Here is a 16,924-nt window from a genome sequence, read left to right on the forward strand (position 1 = left end):
ACTGGTTCCATAGGGATACCGGTTTTGCCCCTTTTCAGTTGGTTACGCGGCCATGGCTGCCTCAAGAGGTCTGCGCAGTACGGGATAGAGGGCGCAGGCGATGATGAGCCCGCCGGTTCCCTGGATCAGATTGGAGGGAACACTGGCCAGGGCAGCGCCTGTCCCATAGAGGAAGATCTCGCACAGGAAATATCCTCCCGCCACCACGGCCATATCAATGACCCCGCATCCGGCCACTGCCAGGTAAGAATTCCTGCCCTGGGCCGATAAACCGCGGTAGAGCCTGCTGCTTAAGTAGGCTACCAGTCCCTTGATCACAAAGGTGATGGGCACATAGATAAAATATCCGCCCAGAAGGTCCGCCATGGAGGAACCGATGCCTGCTGCCAGAAATGCCTCGGCCGGTCCCATGAAAATGCCGCAGAGTATCACCACAGCATCTCCGGGATGGATGTAGCCGCCGGTTCCGGGAGTGGGGATGCGGATGGACATGGTGGCCACGCAGGCCAGGGCGGCAAAAAGCGCGCACATAACAAGTTTTTTAGTGGAAAAGCGTTCCATAATACAGAGTCCTCCTTGCTGCCTGAACATGTCAGGATGTTTGTTGCTACCTACTATAATGGAAAAGTGGACTGAACAAAATATCCAGTTAAAGATATTTTGACCAGTCCACTTTTGGGTTTTGCCGGGGAATGCATTTACAACGGTGCAGGACATCCCTGCCTGAACCATCCGGTCATGCTTTCCGGGGAGGCAAAACGGTAGGTGGATACAATGCCATCGGGATGACAGCAGCCCCACAGGGCCAGGGCGCTGTCCACGCCCGCTGCCCTGGCGCAATCCATGTCATAGACGCTGTCGCCCACATAGAGCACCTGGGAGGCATCTGTATCCTCCAGCCACATGTAGGTGTTCATGGGAGCAGGGTGAGGCTTGTGCTGCTTTGTATCGTCCGCAGTAATCACGGTCCGGAACATGCCGCCTATGCCAAAGGGGATAAAGCTGTTTTTATACTGCTCCATGGTTTTGGAGGTGATGATGCCCAGGACATGGCCCTGGGACTTGAGATATTCCAGGAGGGGAAGTATGCCTTCATAGAGGTAGGCCGTGTGCTGATAAGAGTACATATATTGTTCCCAAAGGGGATAGATCTTAAATATCTGTTCCGGGGAACGGATGCCCAGCATCTCGAATGCATTTAAACCCGGAATCCCCAGCACGGGGGTGAGGCGGCTGATTTCCCAGTGCTCCCCGGTTACTTCCCGGATCGCCTTTTGGAGACTGTGCAGTACCGCTGCCGTGGTATCGATCAGTGTGTTGTCAATGTCAAATACAATATGTGGATAGTTCATCTTTCCCTCCCATGGATACTCCCGCCTCTTTAGGCGGCGTGCAATGATTATTCTGTCTTGGAGGGAGCATGGATCTCCTTCCGGGACAATGTTTTCGTGTGATCTCTGTGGTCATGAAACGCTGCGGGCCATGGCAAACAGCCCCCGCTCGTAATCCTTCTGGTAATCTTTGGACAGTTCAATGGAAGGCAGGGCTTTGGCCGGCAGACAGGCAGCACAGCGGGAGCGGATATCATCCAGCCTTCCTTCCAGAAGAGGATTGTGATAAAGGACAACCATGGACGGGTTGACCGTGCATGCGTATACCTGGATCAGTCTGGTGTAAAGCTCCGTCACGTCCGTGACAGTCGGCTGTCTGTCTAATCCTTCCCAGTAACGGTCCATAAAGGGGAGGAAGCAGGGCTCCGTACAGAAGCCGGAAGCGCCGGTCCACAGCCGGTTGTCGATGATCATGCCTCCGCCCATGCCGCATTTGTTCAGGAACAGGGTGATAAGTGAGTTGACGGAGGCCTGCTTTCCGGTCCAGCATCCCATGGTAAGGTAATTCATATCATTCTCAAATACAACGGGAAGGCTGGTCACATCCTTTAGGTGTTCGGGCAGGTTCATCCCCTTTAGACAGTCAAAAACAGTGGATTCCTCCACAATGCCGCGGCTGACCAGGGCCGCGATCCCGATGGAGACGGCGCTGAGACGCCGGTGGCGCTGGATGGCATCCCGGATCAGGGAATCCAGCCGTTCCAGGGAAAAGGATTTAAAACAGAATTCACCGTGGTCAACTGTCTCTTCCCTCATGTCCTTGACATTCCAGCATACCCGTCCGTCCTCTATCTGGATCAGCAGATAGAGGTGGAAGCGGGGGGCCAGCTCATAAAAACACGCGCATCTTCCGCCCGTGGAGGTGCCGGTGCCCTGCTCCAGGAGTTCCCCGGCGGAACACAGTTCATCCACCAGACGTGTCACGGTGGGAAAACTAAGCCCCAGCCGCCTGGATATCTGGCTCTTGGAAACAGAACCTTCCTGGTCCATGAATGCGCGGATCCGATCCAGATTGATTTGCTTGATTGATACAGATTCTTCTGCCATTGAAAATATCCTCCTGGATATTAAAAGAGTTTTTAATATACTTTTTAATATAACATTAATAACTATCTTTATTTAACCACATTTCCATAAAACTGTCAACAGGAAGATTAGAATTTCTAAATACTCTCAGCGCATAAAGATACCCCCCTTTTTGGCTGTTGAGGGTATGGAAAGTCTTGACAAATAAGGCCTTAGAGTATATTGTTACATGATGATGGACAAAAGAGTAAGCGGAGGCGCAGGGACGTGGAGAATCTGATATTTAGTTTAAATGCAACATTGCCGATTTTTATATTGATGCTGCTGGGAGTATTTTTCAGAAAGGTGGGCCTGATGGATGGCCGGTTTGTCAACCAGATGAACCAGTTTGTATTTAAGGCGGCCCTTCCGGTACTGCTGTTTGAAGACCTGGCCGGCTCTGATTTCTTTCATGTCTGGGATACCAGATTCGTGCTGTTCTGCTTTGGCGCTACCCTGGCGGAGATCCTGCTGGCGGGCTGCGTTTCTCTTTTGTTAAAGGATAAAAACCTGAGAGGGGAGTTTATTCAGTCCTGCTATCGCAGCAGCGCAGCCCTTCTGGGAATTGCGTTTATAAAAAATATTTATGGAAATGCGGGGATGGCTCCTCTGATGATCATAGGCAGCGTTCCCCTGTATAATACCATCGCGGTCCTGATCCTTTCCTTTACAAGGCCGGGGCAAAAGAACATGTCAAAGGGAGTGCTGAAGGATACGCTGAAAGGCGTCTGCACCAATCCCATTATTCTGGGGATCCTTGCAGGCATGATATGGTCCGTGATGGGGCTGAAACAGCCGGCCATCATGGAAAAGACAGTTGCAAGCCTTTCGGCAGTGGCAACACCCCTGGGGCTTATGGCCATGGGAGCTTCCTTTGACTGGAAAAAAGCAGGAGAAGCAGTGAGGCCCGCCCTGCTGGCCACGGCCATGAAACTGCTGGTCATGACAGGCGCGTTTCTGCCCGCTGCCATATGGCTCGGGTTCAGGAATGAACAGCTTGTGGCCATTCTGGTGATGCTGGGGTCGGCCACCACGGTCAGCTGCTTTGTCATGGCCAGGAACATGGGCCATGAAGGTGTCCTGACTTCCAGCGTGGTGGCGCTTACCACATGTGCAAGCGCATTTACCCTGACTTTTTGGCTGTATCTGATCAAATCCTTGTCTCTGATCTGATGCATATGATGCAGCAAAGGAGAACTGGATTTTGGACTGGGGGATCTTGAAATGAAAGCAAAATTCGGAGTCATATTTTCCATGGCGGCATTTGGCACCATTGGGGTGTTTGTGAGGAACATACCCCTTGCGTCCGGGGAACTGGCATTGTACCGCGCAGTGATCGCAGTGACGGCCCTTTTGCTGTGGCAGGCATGTACAGGACAATTTATAAAGGTTTTGGACATAAAAAAAGAACTGCCCCTTTTGTTTCTCTCAGGGGCAGCCATGAGTGTGAACTGGATCCTGCTTTTTGAGGCATACCGGTATACCACCGTGGCCATGGCCACGCTCAGCTATTATTTTGCTCCGGTGATCATAACCGTGTCCAGCACCCTGCTGTTCAGGGAACGGCTCACATCCAGGCAGGTGTTCTGTTTTGTCATGTCCACCTTTGGTCTGGTACTGGTGATAGGGGTCAGCAGCGGGGGCGGAAGCAATGACCTGTTGGGTATCCTTCTGGGCCTTGGGGCCGCCCTGTTCTATGCGGCCGTGGTGCTGCTCAATAAAGGGATCCGCAATGTATCCGGCCTGAACCGGACCTTTCTGCAGTTTATTGCCGCCATACTGGTGATGATGCCCTATGTGTTCCTGACAGGGGGCTCCCATCTGGGCAGCCTGGACCTTGCAGGCACGGTGAACCTGCTGGTGGTGGGGATATTCCACACAGGTGTCTGCTACTGCATCTATTTTTCTTCCCTTCGGTATCTGAGAGGACAGGAGGCTTCCATCCTCAGCTACATCGATCCCCTGGTAGCCGTGGTGGTATCGGTCCTTCTGCTCCACGAACGTGTCTTGCCCCTGCAGGCCGCGGGAGGCTGCATGATCCTGGGATTTACCGTGCTCAATGAATGGAATCCTGGTACCAGAGAACATCGCGGTTAATGGTCTCATAGAACAGCCTGCGGATCTCCTCAGGGTCTTTTGTCTGGCCCAGGATCCACATGATCTTAGTCACCACTGCTTCCAGTGTCATATCGTAAGCTTCCAGCAGGCCGAATTCCTGTTTGATATTCCGGCCCACCTCATAAACAGACATATTGCTCCCCTCGTTGGTGACCTGGGTGGTCATTACCACAGTTTTGCCCAGGCCGGTCCACCGGGAAATGGCCCTGTAATAGTCATCTTGCTCATAGGAAGGCAGGCCTCCCACCCCAAAGGACTCAATGATCACAGCGTCATAATGCTCGGCCATATAATCCAGAAGGGACGCGTCCATGGAGGGGATCAGCTTTAGAAGTCCCACATTGGAATCCAGTTCATGGAAGAACTTCACAGTTTCCCGGTCCCTCTCCTTGTCATCCAGATAAAAGATGATGTGGTCCTCCTGGATCACAGCCACATTGGGAAAATTGATACTGGAAAATGCATTATAGCTCTTGGTGCGCTCCTTCTTTCCCCTTGTTCCGGCAATGGCCTTGCCGTCAAATACAATGTTTACATCATGGGCTTTGTCGCAGGAGGCAAAAAACAGGCTGTCCGCCAGATTGGTGCGGGCATCTGTATTTTCCATGTCAATGGGCTTTTGGGCTCCGGTTATGACAATGGGCTTTTGGGAATGCTGGATCAGATAAGACAGGGCGGCGGCCGTGTAGGCCATGGTGTCCGTGCCGTGGGTAATCACAAAGCCGTCATACTGTTCGTAATGTTCTTCAATGGCGGCCGCAATGGTAAGCCAGTGGGACGGCTGTATATTGGTACTGTCTATGTTCAGGATCTGGATGGTGTCGATCTGGCAGTAACTGCGGCTGTCCGGCACATAGGACAGGATCTCGTCCGAGGTGATGACTGGTTTTAAACCGCTTTCCGTTCGCTTGCAGGCAATGGTCCCGCCTGTTCCCAGCATAAGAATACGTTTCATGTGTGATTCCTCTTTTCCTTTGTTTTTCATAGTATAACCTTTATTTTAAATCATATAATAATAAACTGTAACAGACCCCATGGGCTGTTTACAATTATATTAAGAATATTATAAATTTACAATCCCTTGATTGCTTTTAGACATATCTATGGTAGAATAACAGTATAACCAATTTTCTCCAAAGACGCCGTAAAAAGGGGGTTTCATATGTCCGTAACATGGCTTATAGCTTTTGTGGTATTTCTGGTAGTGGAAAGTATGACCGCATCCCTTACCAGTATCTGGTTTGCGGGCGGAGCCCTGGCTGCGTTGGTGGCCCAGGTGTGCGGGGCGCCCTTAAGACCGCAGCTGGCAGTATTTGTGATCGTATCCTTCATACTGTTCATCATGGTCCGCCCGTTTACCGCCAGGTATCTTCACCGAAAAAAGACCGACACCAATGTGGACAGTTTTGCGGGCCGCAAGGCCGTTGTAAAAGGGCGCATTGACAACGAGGCCGGAACAGGAACCGCAATCCTGGCCGGAGAGACATGGCTTGCAAGGGCTGCCGTGGAGGGAGAGACATTTGAACCCAACACGGTGGTGGTCATCACATCCGTCAGCGGCGCCAAGCTGATGGTAAAGGCAGCCCAGCCCGAGCACAGAGTAGAACAACCAAAGGAGGAGTAATATGTTTGCAGCAGTAGGAGGCTTTGTTGTATTTATCATCATCGCGATCGTCATCCTGTTGATCCTGTCCACCTGTATCCGCGTTGTGCCCCAGGCACAGGCGCTGGTAGTGGAACGGCTGGGAGCTTACCAGGGGACTTATGGAGTGGGGATCCATTTCCTGATACCATTTATTGACCGCGTGGCCAAGAAGGTGAACTTAAAGGAGCAGGTGGAGGACTTTCCGCCCCAGCCCGTGATCACCAAGGATAACGTTACCATGCAGATCGACACCGTGGTGTTCTTTTACATCACGGACCCAAAGCTGTATGCCTATGGGGTGGAGCGCCCCTTGCTGGCGATTGAAAACCTGACAGCGACCACGCTGCGTAATATCATCGGCGATCTGGAACTGGACCAGACCCTGACTTCCAGGGAGACGATCAATGCTAAGATGCAGGAGTCATTGGACATTGCAACTGACCCCTGGGGCATCAAGGTGACCAGGGTGGAGCTTAAGAATATCATTCCGCCTTCAGCCATCCAGGAGGCCATGGAGAAGCAGATGAAGGCAGAGCGTGAACGCCGTGAGTCCATTCTCCGCGCAGAGGGTGAGAAGCGGTCCATGATCCTGGTGGCGGAAGGCAACAAGGAATCCGCGGTGCTTAATGCGGAAGCTGAAAAGGAAGCAGCCATCCTTCGGGCGGAAGCTGAAAAGGAAAAGAAGATCAAGGAGGCGCAGGGCCAGGCGGAGGCCATCCGCAGCGTTCAGCAGGCAACAGCGGACGGCATCCGTTTTATCAAGGAAGCGGGAGCGGACAACGCGGTGCTTCAGCTGAAGAGTCTGGAAGCCTTCCAGGCAGCTGCCAACGGAAAGGCCAACAAGATCATTATCCCTTCCGATATCCAAGGGATCGCAGGGATGGTAAAGTCTATTGCGGAAATAGCTGCCAAGGATGAAGGGGCTGAGTAAATTCCGGTAGACAAACGAGGAAAATTGATATAATATGAGAATTAACAGTAGTGCCCATCAGCTTTGTTTGACTGATGGGTGCTATTTTATCTGAAAAAGAATTCCATGGAGAAGCGAGGAACAGGTATGGCACAGGAGGTAAGCACCAAAAACCGTATTACGGAGGGGAGTATTTTCGGACAGCTGCTGCTGTTCTTTTTTCCGATTCTGTTCGGAACATTCTTTCAACAGCTGTATAATACGGCGGACGCCATTGTGGTTGGCCGTTTTGTGGGCAAGGAAGCCCTGGCGGCAGTGGGAGGCAGTACCAGTGTGCTGATCAACCTGCTGGTAGGTTTTTTTGTGGGCCTGTCCAGCGGCGCCACGGTGGTCATTTCCCAGTACTATGGCGCCAGAAAGGCGGATAAGGTGCACTGGGCCGTACATACATCCATTGCCTTTTCCGTCATGGGCGGAATCATCATGATGATTCTGGGAATTCTGGGCTCCTACTGGGCGCTGGAGGCAATGAAGACCCCGGAGGATGTTATGCAGCCTTCCATGATCTATCTCAGGATCTATTTCATAGGCACCATCCCCAACCTGATCTACAATATGGGAGCAGGTATCCTCAGGGCGGTGGGAGACTCCAAGCGCCCTCTGTATTTTCTGATCGCCAGCTGCTTTGTGAACATTGTGCTGGATGTGCTTCTGGTGGCTGTCCTGAAGATCGGTGTGGCCGGTGCCGCCATTGCCACCATCGCGTCACAGCTTCTCAGCGCTGTCCTGGTGGTATGGACCCTGATGAAGACAGAGGACACCTACAAGCTGGAGTGGAAGAAGGTCAGGATCGACCAAAGGATGCTGAGGCGGATCGTGCGGATCGGAATCCCTGCGGGAATGCAATCCATTATGTACAATATCTCCAATATTATCATCCAGGCAGGCGTGAACACACTGGGAACAGACAATGTGACGGCATGGGCCACCTACGGAAAGGTGGACGGCCTGTTCTGGATGATGATCAATGCCCTTGGGATTGCGGCCACCACCTTTGTGGGACAGAATTACGGTGCGGGCCGGATCGACCGTGTGAGGAAAGGCGCCGGAGCCTGTATGGTGGTGGGAGCGGTAATGACAACCATGGCCGGTGCCGCCCTGTATCACTGGGGCCATTATCTGGTACTTATGTTTACAACAGATCCCCAGGTCCAGGAGATCAGCATCCGGCTGCTGCATTTTATGGTCCCCACCTTTATCACATATATTGCCATCGAGATACTGTCCGGTACGCTGAGAGGCGTGGGAGATGCATGGATGCCCCTGATCATCACCGGTGTGGGGATCTGCGGTGTACGCGTGCTCTGGATCATGTTTGCCCTGCCCCATTTCCACAACATCATTGGCGCAGCCTTCTGCTACCCCCTGACCTGGAGCCTGACCAGCGTGTGCTTTATCATCTACTACTATTTTTTCAGCTCCCTGGCCAGGTGGAAAATAAAACCTTTCTGGAAAAAGCTGGAACGGTATAAACCTTTTTAAAAGGGGAAAACTTCCTGTATCAATAAAAATACGGCCCATAACATAAGCCGTATTAGATACAGGAGGTTTTTTATGACAACAAAGGAAATTACATTTAATACAATAGAGGACGTCAAACAGTTTGTAAACCGCGTAGAGCAGTACCCCCAGGACGTGGACGTATGCTGCGGCAGCTGCATGGTGGACGGCAAATCCATACTGGGAATCTTGAGCCTTGGAATCCGCAAAAAACTAAACGTAGTAATACACGATTAAGGAGGGGCGCGCAGGTCTGTGACCTGCCGGCCCAGAAGCCGTACCCTCCCCCCGTCCCGTCCCCATTCTCTTCACGGACTGGCGCCTATCCTTTCAGCCAATTAAATCCCAATTATCTCTTTTACAACCCTCCGATCCTGTGATACAATAGACATCAAACCCGAAAAGGACTTGGAAAGGAAGATGATATAATCTATGATACAGGATATAGCGCCTCATACATATGATCCCACATTCCGCAAAAAGGCGCCGGAGGAACAGGACTTTGTCCTCCATTATGAGTACAATAAGGTTATGCTTTTACGGCAGGGGGAGGGGTACGTGATCCCTACCTTCAGGGATCTTTTGGACGAGGAGGATGTGAGGCCTGGGGCCAGGTATCTGTTCTGTATTGACGACAGGGCCTACTATCTGGTGACGGATATGAAGGTGCCGGAGTTCGGCGGTTACGTCATGGAAGGACTGCCGGTTTTCAGGACCTTTGAACCCCTTTATCAGGCGTTTGCAGGGATAACGGGCAGCCAGCTTTACAGATGGCTCCAGAGCAGGAAGTACTGCGGGGGCTGCGGGCAGAAGATGGCGCCCAGTGAAAAGGAACGGGCCATGGTCTGCCCTGAGTGCGGACAGACGGAATATCCCAAGATCAGTCCGGCCATAATTGTGGCTATTAAAAACAAGGACAAACTCCTCATGTCCAGGTATGCAAGGGGGACTTACCGCAATTACGCTCTGATCGCCGGATTTGTGGAGATCGGTGAGACCTTTGAGGACTGCGTGCGCAGGAAAGTGATGGAGGAAGTGGGACTGAAGGTAAAGAACATACGCTATTATAAGAGCCAGCCCTGGGCATTCTCAGACACGGAGATGATCGGATTTACGGCGGAGTTGGACGGGGACGATACCATACGCCTGGAGGAGGACGAACTCTCGGAGGCCGGATGGTTTACACGGGATGAGATCGTGGAATACGGACCTTATATCAGCGTGGGACATGAGATGATGAAAGCGTTTAAGGACGGGAAAATATAACGGAATGGGAGAAACGGATGGATCATAAGACTCATATATTATTTGATTTGGACGGAACACTGACAGACCCCAAAGAGGGGATCACGAAATCCGTGTGTTATGCCCTGAACCATTACGGGATCCAGGTGGAGGACCTGGATTCCCTTTGCCCCTTTATCGGGCCGCCCCTGACGGACAGCTATAAGAAGTTTTATGGCTTTTCCGATGAGCAGGCCTGGGAGGGCGTGCTCATATACCGGGAGTATTTCAGCAGGCAGGGATGGTATGAGAACAAGGAATATCCCGGAATCAGGGAAATGCTCCAGGCCCTAAAGGACGCGGGCAAAACCCTGCTGGTGGCCACCTCCAAGCCTGAGGAATTTGCAGTGAAAATACTTGAGCATTTTAAACTGGCAGAGTACTTTGATTTTATCGGCGGAGCCAATTTGGATGAGACAAGGTGCAGGAAGGGTGATGTGATCCGGTATGTGCTGGAGTCCAGCGGCCTGGGCCTACAAAAAGAGGCGGTGGACAATGCCGTGATGGTGGGGGACCGGGAACATGATGTGCTGGGAGCCAGGGAGTGCGGCATGGAATGTGTAGGCGTGCTCTACGGATATGGGAGCCGTCAGGAGATGGAAGACTGCCGGGCCGCCCATGTGGTTGAAACTGTTTCAGAACTTGAACAGTTTCTTTTGTCCCTTTAATAAAGGTACTAGTATAACTAAAACTCATAATAACCATTCCTATTATGCAATTGACAAATAGAACAATGGTTGTTATGATTGAAATTACTATATGGAAAGGGCAGGACCATAACTGCCTGAACCATGATGAGAGGGTGGGATTATATGGATGACAGAATCGTGTTATCGCTGCTTGTAGACAATACTGCCGGCGTGCTGGCCCGGGTGGCCGGACTGTTCAGCCGCCGTGGTTACAATATTGAAAGCCTGACCGTTGGTGTCACCGCAGACCCGCGGTATTCCAGGATGACCGTGGTCTCCCTGGGTGATCAGACTGTTCTGGAGCAGATCAAGAACCAGTTAAACAAACTGGAGGATGTAAGGGATATCAAGGAGTTGAAGCCGGACCGTTCCGTGTACAGGGAACTGATGATGGTCAAGGTGAAGGCCAATGCTTCGGACCGCCAGTCGGTCAGCGCTATTTCCAGCATATTCCGTGCAACCATCGTGGATGTGGGCAAGGACTCCCTGACAGTCATGCTGACAGGCGACCAGTCCAAGCTGGACGCGCTCATCAATCTGCTGGAAGATTATGAGATCTTGGAACTGGCCCGTACCGGTCTGACCGGACTTGAGCGAGGCGCTGAAGATATCAGGATGCTTCCGTAGGGATCGGTTGCGGTAAATAAGAGCTTAAGGGGGCGGCCAAGGGCGGACTGAGAGTCGTCGGTTTTGTTGCCTTAACATATACATTTTCAAAGGAATCAAGGAGGAAGAGAGCAATGCCAAAGATTTATTATCAGGAAGATTGTAATTTATCATTACTGGAAGGCAAGACCATCGCTGTCATCGGTTACGGCAGCCAGGGACATGCACATGCATTAAATTTAAAGGAGTCAGGCTGCAATGTAATTGTAGGTCTGTATGAGGGAAGCCGTTCCTGGAAAAAGGCCGAGGAGCAGGGCTTTGAAGTATATACGGCAGCAGAGGCAACCAAGAAAGCCGATGTTATTATGATCCTTATCAATGACGAAAAGCAGGCGGCTATGTATAAAGAGTCCATCGCTCCAAACCTGCGTCCAGGCATGATGCTGATGTTTGCGCACGGTTTTGCCATCCATTTCGGACAGATCGTTCCGCCTAAGGATGTGGATGTGACCATGATCGCGCCAAAGGCTCCGGGCCACACGGTAAGAAGCGAATATCAGAGAGGCAGAGGAACCCCATGTCTGATCGCGGTACATCAGGATGCAACAGGCAAGGCAACCGATATGGCTCTGGCTTATGGTCAGGGGATCGGCGGCGCAAGGGCCGGTATCCTGGAGACTACCTTTAAGGTAGAGACAGAGACAGACCTCTTTGGAGAGCAGGCTGTTCTGTGCGGCGGCGTGTGCGCTCTGATGAAAGCCGGATTTGAGACCCTGGTTGAAGCCGGTTATGCTCCTGAGAATGCATATTTTGAGTGTGTGCATGAGATGAAGCTGATTGTTGACCTGATCTATGAGAGCGGCTTTGCCGGTATGAGATATTCCATCTCCAACACGGCAGAGTACGGCGATTACATCACCGGACCAAAGATTGTGACAGATGAGACAAAGAAGGCCATGAAGAAGATCCTGTCCGATATCCAGGACGGTACTTTTGCAAAAGACTGGCTCACAGAGAACCAGGTAGGCTGTCCTCATTTTAATGCCATGAGAAAGAACGAAGCTGCCCAGCCGCTTGAAAAGGTTGGCTCTGAGCTGAGAAAGCTGTACAGCTGGAATGACACCGATAAGCTGATCAATAACTAATTGCCGGCATCGGGACAGTGGTTACATAGGTAAAAGGCCATAGAAGAAACGATAAAATTGTGGGTATGAGTATGTAATGTATAAAAGGCGGTTTCTCCCCGGCATGGGAGGAACCGCCTTTTGACTGCCTGAACTTTAGTATAAGAACTCCAAAAATGTTCTCAAAGCCAGGGCCTGGTTGGCCGGATGGTAGGAAAAACCAATGGTCCTTCTGTGAATGGGGATTTCCAGGGGGATCTCCACCAGAATGCCGTTGTCCAGTTCCTTTTGGATCAGTTCCTTGATCACGCACCCGATCCCCAGACCGATTTTTGCAAACTCAATGAGCAGGTCCATGGTGGTCACCTCCAGCACCTGCCTGGGTATGATATTGTTATCGGACATATACTCATCCACATGGTGGCGCGTCATGTTGCTGGTATCCAGAAGCATGATGTTGCCGGTCTCAAAAATATTGGTATCCTGTCCCTCTCTTAAGTACAGGTTCTCCAGATAAGAGGGTGTGGTGACAAAGATATCCTGTATGTCCATTACTGGTATGAATGCCAGATCCCTGCGCACGGAGGGTTCGGCCACAAGTCCCAGATCGATTTTCTGCTGTTCCAGACGCGTCAGGGTCTGGGCCGTGGACTGGCTTTCTATGGTCACCTTCATGTGGGGGTACTGGTCAATAAAGGTTTTTAAATAGGGAAGCAGGATATACTTGCACAAGGTGTTGCTCACCCCAATGCGCAAATGGCCGATATCGAACTCCTGGATCCTCTTTAACTCGGATTCACCCCGCTCCAAAGCATCAAATGCTTCCCTGGTGTGCTCGAACAGGATCTCCCCCTCCGCGGTGAGCTGCACGCCCCTGGAGCTGCGGGTAAACAGGGAAAGTCCCAGGCTGTCCTCCAGCTTGCTGATGGCCTTGCTGATGGCCGGCTGGCTGATATAGAGTTCTTTAGCGGCTTTGGAAATATTGCCGGCTTTTGCTACCTCATAGAATATCTTATATTGTGATAGGTTCTGCTCCATCCCTTACCTCCATGCGATATAACAAATTTTCATACCATTTTTTTTTGCTATATGTTTTTATTATAACAATATGGGTGGGGAAATGTAAAGCGCAGATATATAAATTCCAAGTTTTTCAGGTTTTTTTCAAAAACTCCCCGGAGCTGCGGACCGTTTCCTGTTGTCCGGCAGCCCTGCAGTTATTTATTACGGTTTTATGGTTCACCTTATACCCGCAGATGTATATACTTACAATAGATACCCCGGTAGATAAGGGAATCTTAAACAGGGAAACATGTAATGATACAGACATTGACCTGGGGGCATAAAATGTGGTACTCTTTTAGTAACCGGATTCCCAATACAGATCACTGAAAGGGAATTTTGGCAGCGGACCGGATCGTGGCAGGGAATCCACAAAAGGAATGGGAGGTGATGGCTGAGGTTACACCAGAGAAGGCGGCATTGTGACAAGTGGTGTCGAGGCAACACGTAAGAATGTTGGTCTGCCTGGAAATAAAGGGATGAGGGAGACCGGCGAAGGGATCATAAAAATTATGATTGGAGAATAGGTATGAAAAAAATAACAAGTAGTTTACCGTTCCGATTACTGTTGGGGGTTATTCTGGGTATTGTCATTGGCCAGGTTTCCGGCGAAGGTCTTATGCATGTCATTGTAACGATCAAATACATACTGAACCAGGTGATCGTATTCTGCGTTCCGTTGATCATCATTGGATTCATTGCTCCCTCCATTACAAGGCTTGGGAATAATGCGTCCAAAATGCTGGGAGTTGCTGTTTCAATTGCGTATATTTCATCTATCGGCGCTGCGCTGTTTTCCATGGTGGCAGGCTATCTTATAATCCCCCACCTTTCCATTGCCACAGAGGTGGAGGGGCTGAAGGAACTGCCTGAGATCGTGTTCCAGCTGGACATTCCCCAGATCATGCCGGTGATGAGCGCCCTGATCTTTTCACTGCTTTTGGGTCTGGCTGCCACGTGGACCAAAGCAAGGGTGATCACAGATGTCCTGGAGGAATTCCAGCAGATCGTACTGTCCGTTGTAACAAAAGTTGTTATTCCCATTCTTCCTGTATTTATCGCTTTCACCTTCTGTGCATTGTCATATGAAGGAACCATAACAAAACAGCTGCCCGTATTTATCCAGGTGGTCGTCATTGTCATGATCGGGCACTATATCTGGATGGCCCTGCTGTACGCCATCGGCGGAGCATATTCAGGCAAGAACCCCATGGATGTGATCAAGAATTACGGGCCGGCCTATATTACGGCTGTGGGAACCATGTCCTCCGCAGCAACCCTGGCGGTTGCTCTGCGCTGTGCGAAGAAATCCCAGCCTCCTCTGAGGGATGATATGGTGGATTTTGGCATCCCGTTGTTTGCCAACATCCATCTGTGCGGCTCCGTGCTCACGGAGGTGTTCTTCGTTATGACAATATCTAAGATACTTTACGGTTATATCCCGTCCACGGGAACCATGCTTTTGTTCTGTGCCCTCCTGGGAGTATTTGCCATTGGTGCGCCTGGCGTTCCGGGCGGTACGGTAATGGCGTCCCTGGGCCTGATTACAGGCGTTCTCGGGTTTAATGAGACGGGAACAGCCCTGATGCTCACTATTTTTGCCCTGCAGGACAGCTTCGGAACAGCCTGTAACGTAACAGGAGACGGAGCGCTGACCATGATCCTTACCGGCTTTGCCGAAAAGCATGGGATCAAACGGCAGAAAATTGAGAGCGGATTATAAAGGAGAACATGTGTGCCCCATTCCCCTGCCTGCGGTTTGAGATGCCCCGGGCAGGGGTTTTTCCGCCCTGGATCCCAATGCGCCCCGGTGCACCTATGCCCCGGCGCTCCTATGCTCCGGAAAAGGTCCGACAAAGAGAATTCCTTTCCGGGGATTGACAGCCCATGGGGGCTGTAGTAATATGCAATATAATAATGAAAGTAACAGTTGGGTATCAGCTTTTCGGCCAAGAAGATGAGCCGTCCTTAAACAGTTACAAATGAAAAAGGAAAAGAGGAGCAAAAGCGTATGGGAATGAATAACACACCGGCATCGGATCGGGTCCATATTGGGTTCTTTGGAAGGAGAAATGCAGGCAAGTCCAGCGTGCTCAATGCTGTCACGGGCCAGAATCTGGCTGTGGTCTCTAATGTAAAGGGAACCACCACGGACCCTGTGTACAAGGCCATGGAGCTGCTTCCCCTGGGACCTGTGATGATGATCGACACTCCGGGGATCGATGATGAGGGGGAGCTGGGCAGCCTGCGTGTCAGGAAAAGCTATCAGGTGCTGAACAAGACGGATGTGGCTGTCCTGGTGGTGGACCATTGCCATGGCATGACGCCTGAGGACAGCTCCCTTTTAAAACGCATAGAGGAAAAGCGGATCCCCTGTGTGATCGTCTGTAACAAGATGGACCTGGAACAGGAAGATCCTGGGCAGGTGGATTGGAAACAAAGCCTCCCGCTGGTAAAAGTCAGTGCCTTGACCGGTCAGGGGATCGCCGATCTTAAGGAGTGCCTGGCCGCACTGGGAAAGATCCAGGAGAACAGCCGCAGGATTGTGGGAGATCTGCTGGAACCACAGGATTTTGCAGTGCTGGTAGTGCCCATTGACAAGGCTGCTCCCAAGGGACGGCTGATCCTGCCCCAGCAGCAGACCATACGCGATATCCTGGAAGCGGATGCGACTGCCATTGTCCTTAAGGAAAATGAACTGGCAGGGGTGCTGCCGGCGCTGGGGAAGAAGCCCAAAATGGTGATCACGGACAGCCAGGTATTTGCCAGGGTTTCTGCAGATACGCCAAAGGATATTCTTTTGACTTCTTTTTCCATCCTTTTTGCCAGATATAAAGGGGATCTGGAACAGCTGGTGGAGGGCGTGACGGCTCTGGATCACATAGGAAAAGGGGACCGGATACTGGTATCAGAGGGGTGTACACACCACAGGCAGTGCGGTGACATAGGTACGGTGAAGCTTCCGTCCTGGATACAGGGTTTTACGGGAACAGAACCTGAATTTGTATTTACATCAGGAACGGAATTTCCGGACGACCTGGGCGGCTACCGTTTGATCATCCACTGCGGCGGATGCATGCTCAATGAGCGGGAGATGAAGTACAGGATGAAATGCGCCCGGGATCAGTGCGTACCCATGACCAATTATGGGATCACCATTGCATATATACATGGGATCCTGCGGCGCAGTCTGGAACCCTTTCCGCACATAGCCGCTCTTCTGGACCGAAAAGGAATATAAGCAGAAATGAAAGGGAACCATAAACAGTGGTCCGGCAGGTATGCGGTCACTGGTCATGGTTCCTTTTTTGTATCATGTCCGTTCCTTTTCGGTGAAAACCTGTGTGTGTAAAGATAATAAAAAATATTTTTATTTTAAGAACTATATTGAAAAATATTTCTAACGTGTTATACTGTACTCAAAGGATATAAACTAAGGATATAAATAATAGAGGTGGGAGTACCCTCAG

17 protein-coding genes are annotated in these 16,924 nt (G+C 51.0%); 12 read left to right on the forward strand and 5 right to left on the reverse strand.

Annotated elements, in window-relative coordinates; all coding sequences use genetic code 11:
• Positions 1-42: 42 nt before the first annotated feature.
• From CLFS41_RS08025 to CLFS41_RS08035, 3 genes are all read right to left on the reverse strand, one after another.
• Positions 43-561, reverse strand: a complete 519-nt coding sequence (locus tag CLFS41_RS08025) for an ECF transporter S component (protein WP_045091998.1) — start codon at positions 559-561, stop codon at positions 43-45.
• Between the two features lie 137 nt (positions 562-698).
• Positions 699-1,352, reverse strand: coding sequence for an HAD family hydrolase (locus tag CLFS41_RS08030; protein WP_007869914.1), 654 nt, complete (start codon positions 1,350-1,352; stop codon positions 699-701).
• A gap of 111 nt (positions 1,353-1,463) precedes the next feature.
• Positions 1,464-2,438 (reverse strand): ROK family protein, encoded by a 975-nt coding sequence (locus tag CLFS41_RS08035; protein ID WP_045091999.1) that lies wholly within the window; start codon positions 2,436-2,438, stop codon positions 1,464-1,466.
• 246 nt (positions 2,439-2,684) lie between these two features.
• Here CLFS41_RS08035 and CLFS41_RS08040 point away from each other — a divergent pair, with 246 nt between their 5' ends.
• Both CLFS41_RS08040 and CLFS41_RS08045 read left to right on the forward strand, forming a co-directional pair.
• Positions 2,685-3,629 (forward strand): AEC family transporter, encoded by a 945-nt coding sequence (locus tag CLFS41_RS08040; RefSeq protein WP_045092000.1) that lies wholly within the window; start codon positions 2,685-2,687, stop codon positions 3,627-3,629.
• A 51-nt stretch (positions 3,630-3,680) separates the two neighbouring features.
• Positions 3,681-4,553: a DMT family transporter gene (locus tag CLFS41_RS08045; RefSeq protein ID WP_007869905.1), complete on the forward strand. Its 873-nt coding sequence runs from the start codon at positions 3,681-3,683 to the stop codon at positions 4,551-4,553.
• On the opposite strand, the gene CLFS41_RS08050 is transcribed toward CLFS41_RS08045, so the two are convergent.
• On the reverse strand, positions 4,513-5,529 hold the full coding sequence (locus tag CLFS41_RS08050; RefSeq protein WP_007869902.1) for an asparaginase: 1,017 nt from the start codon (positions 5,527-5,529) through the stop codon (positions 4,513-4,515). The two genes, CLFS41_RS08045 and CLFS41_RS08050, sit on opposite strands and share 41 nt — an antisense overlap.
• 207 nt (positions 5,530-5,736) lie before the next feature.
• Between CLFS41_RS08050 and CLFS41_RS08055 the strand changes: the two genes are divergently transcribed.
• The 8 genes from CLFS41_RS08055 to ilvC all read left to right on the forward strand — a co-directional run bounded on the left by CLFS41_RS08055 (position 5,737) and on the right by ilvC (position 12,413).
• On the forward strand, positions 5,737-6,198 hold the full coding sequence (locus CLFS41_RS08055) for an NfeD family protein (protein WP_007869900.1): 462 nt from the start codon (positions 5,737-5,739) through the stop codon (positions 6,196-6,198).
• Position 6,199: 1 nt separating this feature from the next.
• A complete protein-coding gene (locus CLFS41_RS08060; protein WP_007869897.1) occupies positions 6,200-7,150 on the forward strand; it encodes an SPFH domain-containing protein in 951 nt (316 codons plus the stop codon).
• A gap of 126 nt (positions 7,151-7,276) precedes the next feature.
• Complete coding sequence (locus CLFS41_RS08065) at positions 7,277-8,671, forward strand: MATE family efflux transporter (protein ID WP_045092001.1); 1,395 nt, start codon at positions 7,277-7,279, stop codon at positions 8,669-8,671.
• A gap of 72 nt (positions 8,672-8,743) precedes the next feature.
• Entirely contained in the window at positions 8,744-8,926 is a 183-nt protein-coding gene (locus CLFS41_RS08070; RefSeq protein WP_007869891.1) for an HPr family phosphocarrier protein, read from the forward strand.
• A 195-nt stretch (positions 8,927-9,121) separates the two neighbouring features.
• Positions 9,122-9,955, forward strand: coding sequence for an NAD(+) diphosphatase (gene nudC / locus CLFS41_RS08075; RefSeq protein WP_045092002.1), 834 nt, complete (start codon positions 9,122-9,124; stop codon positions 9,953-9,955).
• A 17-nt stretch (positions 9,956-9,972) separates the two neighbouring features.
• Positions 9,973-10,641 (forward strand): HAD family hydrolase, encoded by a 669-nt coding sequence (locus tag CLFS41_RS08080; RefSeq protein WP_007869884.1) that lies wholly within the window; start codon positions 9,973-9,975, stop codon positions 10,639-10,641.
• Positions 10,642-10,785: 144 nt separating this feature from the next.
• A complete protein-coding gene (ilvN, locus tag CLFS41_RS08085; RefSeq protein ID WP_007869881.1) occupies positions 10,786-11,289 on the forward strand; it encodes an acetolactate synthase small subunit in 504 nt (167 codons plus the stop codon).
• A 113-nt stretch (positions 11,290-11,402) separates the two neighbouring features.
• Entirely contained in the window at positions 11,403-12,413 is a 1,011-nt protein-coding gene (gene ilvC / locus CLFS41_RS08090; protein WP_007869879.1) for a ketol-acid reductoisomerase, read from the forward strand.
• A 135-nt stretch (positions 12,414-12,548) separates the two neighbouring features.
• Here the strand turns inward: ilvC and CLFS41_RS08095 are convergent, their stop codons facing one another.
• Positions 12,549-13,430 (reverse strand): LysR family transcriptional regulator, encoded by an 882-nt coding sequence (locus CLFS41_RS08095; RefSeq protein WP_007869877.1) that lies wholly within the window; start codon positions 13,428-13,430, stop codon positions 12,549-12,551.
• A gap of 553 nt (positions 13,431-13,983) precedes the next feature.
• Here CLFS41_RS08095 and CLFS41_RS08100 point away from each other — a divergent pair.
• Positions 13,984-15,177, forward strand: coding sequence for a dicarboxylate/amino acid:cation symporter (locus CLFS41_RS08100; RefSeq protein WP_007869874.1), 1,194 nt, complete (start codon positions 13,984-13,986; stop codon positions 15,175-15,177).
• Between the two features lie 288 nt (positions 15,178-15,465).
• A complete protein-coding gene (gene hydF / locus CLFS41_RS08105) occupies positions 15,466-16,695 on the forward strand; it encodes a [FeFe] hydrogenase H-cluster maturation GTPase HydF (protein WP_045092003.1) in 1,230 nt (409 codons plus the stop codon).
• Positions 16,696-16,924: the final 229 nt, after the last annotated feature.

Source organism: Clostridium sp. FS41 (genome assembly GCF_000954015.1).
In the GTDB taxonomy this organism is placed as follows: Bacteria; Bacillota; Clostridia; order Lachnospirales; family Lachnospiraceae; genus Enterocloster; species Enterocloster citroniae.

What these genes read in the sequence shown, in the direction of transcription:
- CLFS41_RS08025 (WP_045091998.1), bottom strand. Translation starts at nt 561, where the DNA reads ATGGAACGCTTTTCCACTAAAAAACTTGTTATGTGCGCGCTTTTTGCC.
- CLFS41_RS08030 (WP_007869914.1), bottom strand. Translation starts at nt 1,352, where the DNA reads ATGAACTATCCACATATTGTATTTGACATTGACAACACACTGATCGAT.
- CLFS41_RS08035 (WP_045091999.1), bottom strand. Translation starts at nt 2,438, where the DNA reads ATGGCAGAAGAATCTGTATCAATCAAGCAAATCAATCTGGATCGGATC.
- CLFS41_RS08045 (WP_007869905.1), top strand. Translation starts at nt 3,681, where the DNA reads ATGAAAGCAAAATTCGGAGTCATATTTTCCATGGCGGCATTTGGCACC.
- CLFS41_RS08050 (WP_007869902.1), bottom strand. Translation starts at nt 5,529, where the DNA reads ATGAAACGTATTCTTATGCTGGGAACAGGCGGGACCATTGCCTGCAAG.
- CLFS41_RS08055 (WP_007869900.1), top strand. Translation starts at nt 5,737, where the DNA reads ATGTCCGTAACATGGCTTATAGCTTTTGTGGTATTTCTGGTAGTGGAA.
- CLFS41_RS08060 (WP_007869897.1), top strand. Translation starts at nt 6,200, where the DNA reads ATGTTTGCAGCAGTAGGAGGCTTTGTTGTATTTATCATCATCGCGATC.
- CLFS41_RS08065 (WP_045092001.1), top strand. Translation starts at nt 7,277, where the DNA reads ATGGCACAGGAGGTAAGCACCAAAAACCGTATTACGGAGGGGAGTATT.
- CLFS41_RS08070 (WP_007869891.1), top strand. Translation starts at nt 8,744, where the DNA reads ATGACAACAAAGGAAATTACATTTAATACAATAGAGGACGTCAAACAG.
- nudC (WP_045092002.1), top strand. Translation starts at nt 9,122, where the DNA reads ATGATACAGGATATAGCGCCTCATACATATGATCCCACATTCCGCAAA.
- CLFS41_RS08080 (WP_007869884.1), top strand. Translation starts at nt 9,973, where the DNA reads ATGGATCATAAGACTCATATATTATTTGATTTGGACGGAACACTGACA.
- ilvN (WP_007869881.1), top strand. Translation starts at nt 10,786, where the DNA reads ATGGATGACAGAATCGTGTTATCGCTGCTTGTAGACAATACTGCCGGC.
- ilvC (WP_007869879.1), top strand. Translation starts at nt 11,403, where the DNA reads ATGCCAAAGATTTATTATCAGGAAGATTGTAATTTATCATTACTGGAA.
- CLFS41_RS08095 (WP_007869877.1), bottom strand. Translation starts at nt 13,430, where the DNA reads ATGGAGCAGAACCTATCACAATATAAGATATTCTATGAGGTAGCAAAA.
- CLFS41_RS08100 (WP_007869874.1), top strand. Translation starts at nt 13,984, where the DNA reads ATGAAAAAAATAACAAGTAGTTTACCGTTCCGATTACTGTTGGGGGTT.
- hydF (WP_045092003.1), top strand. Translation starts at nt 15,466, where the DNA reads ATGGGAATGAATAACACACCGGCATCGGATCGGGTCCATATTGGGTTC.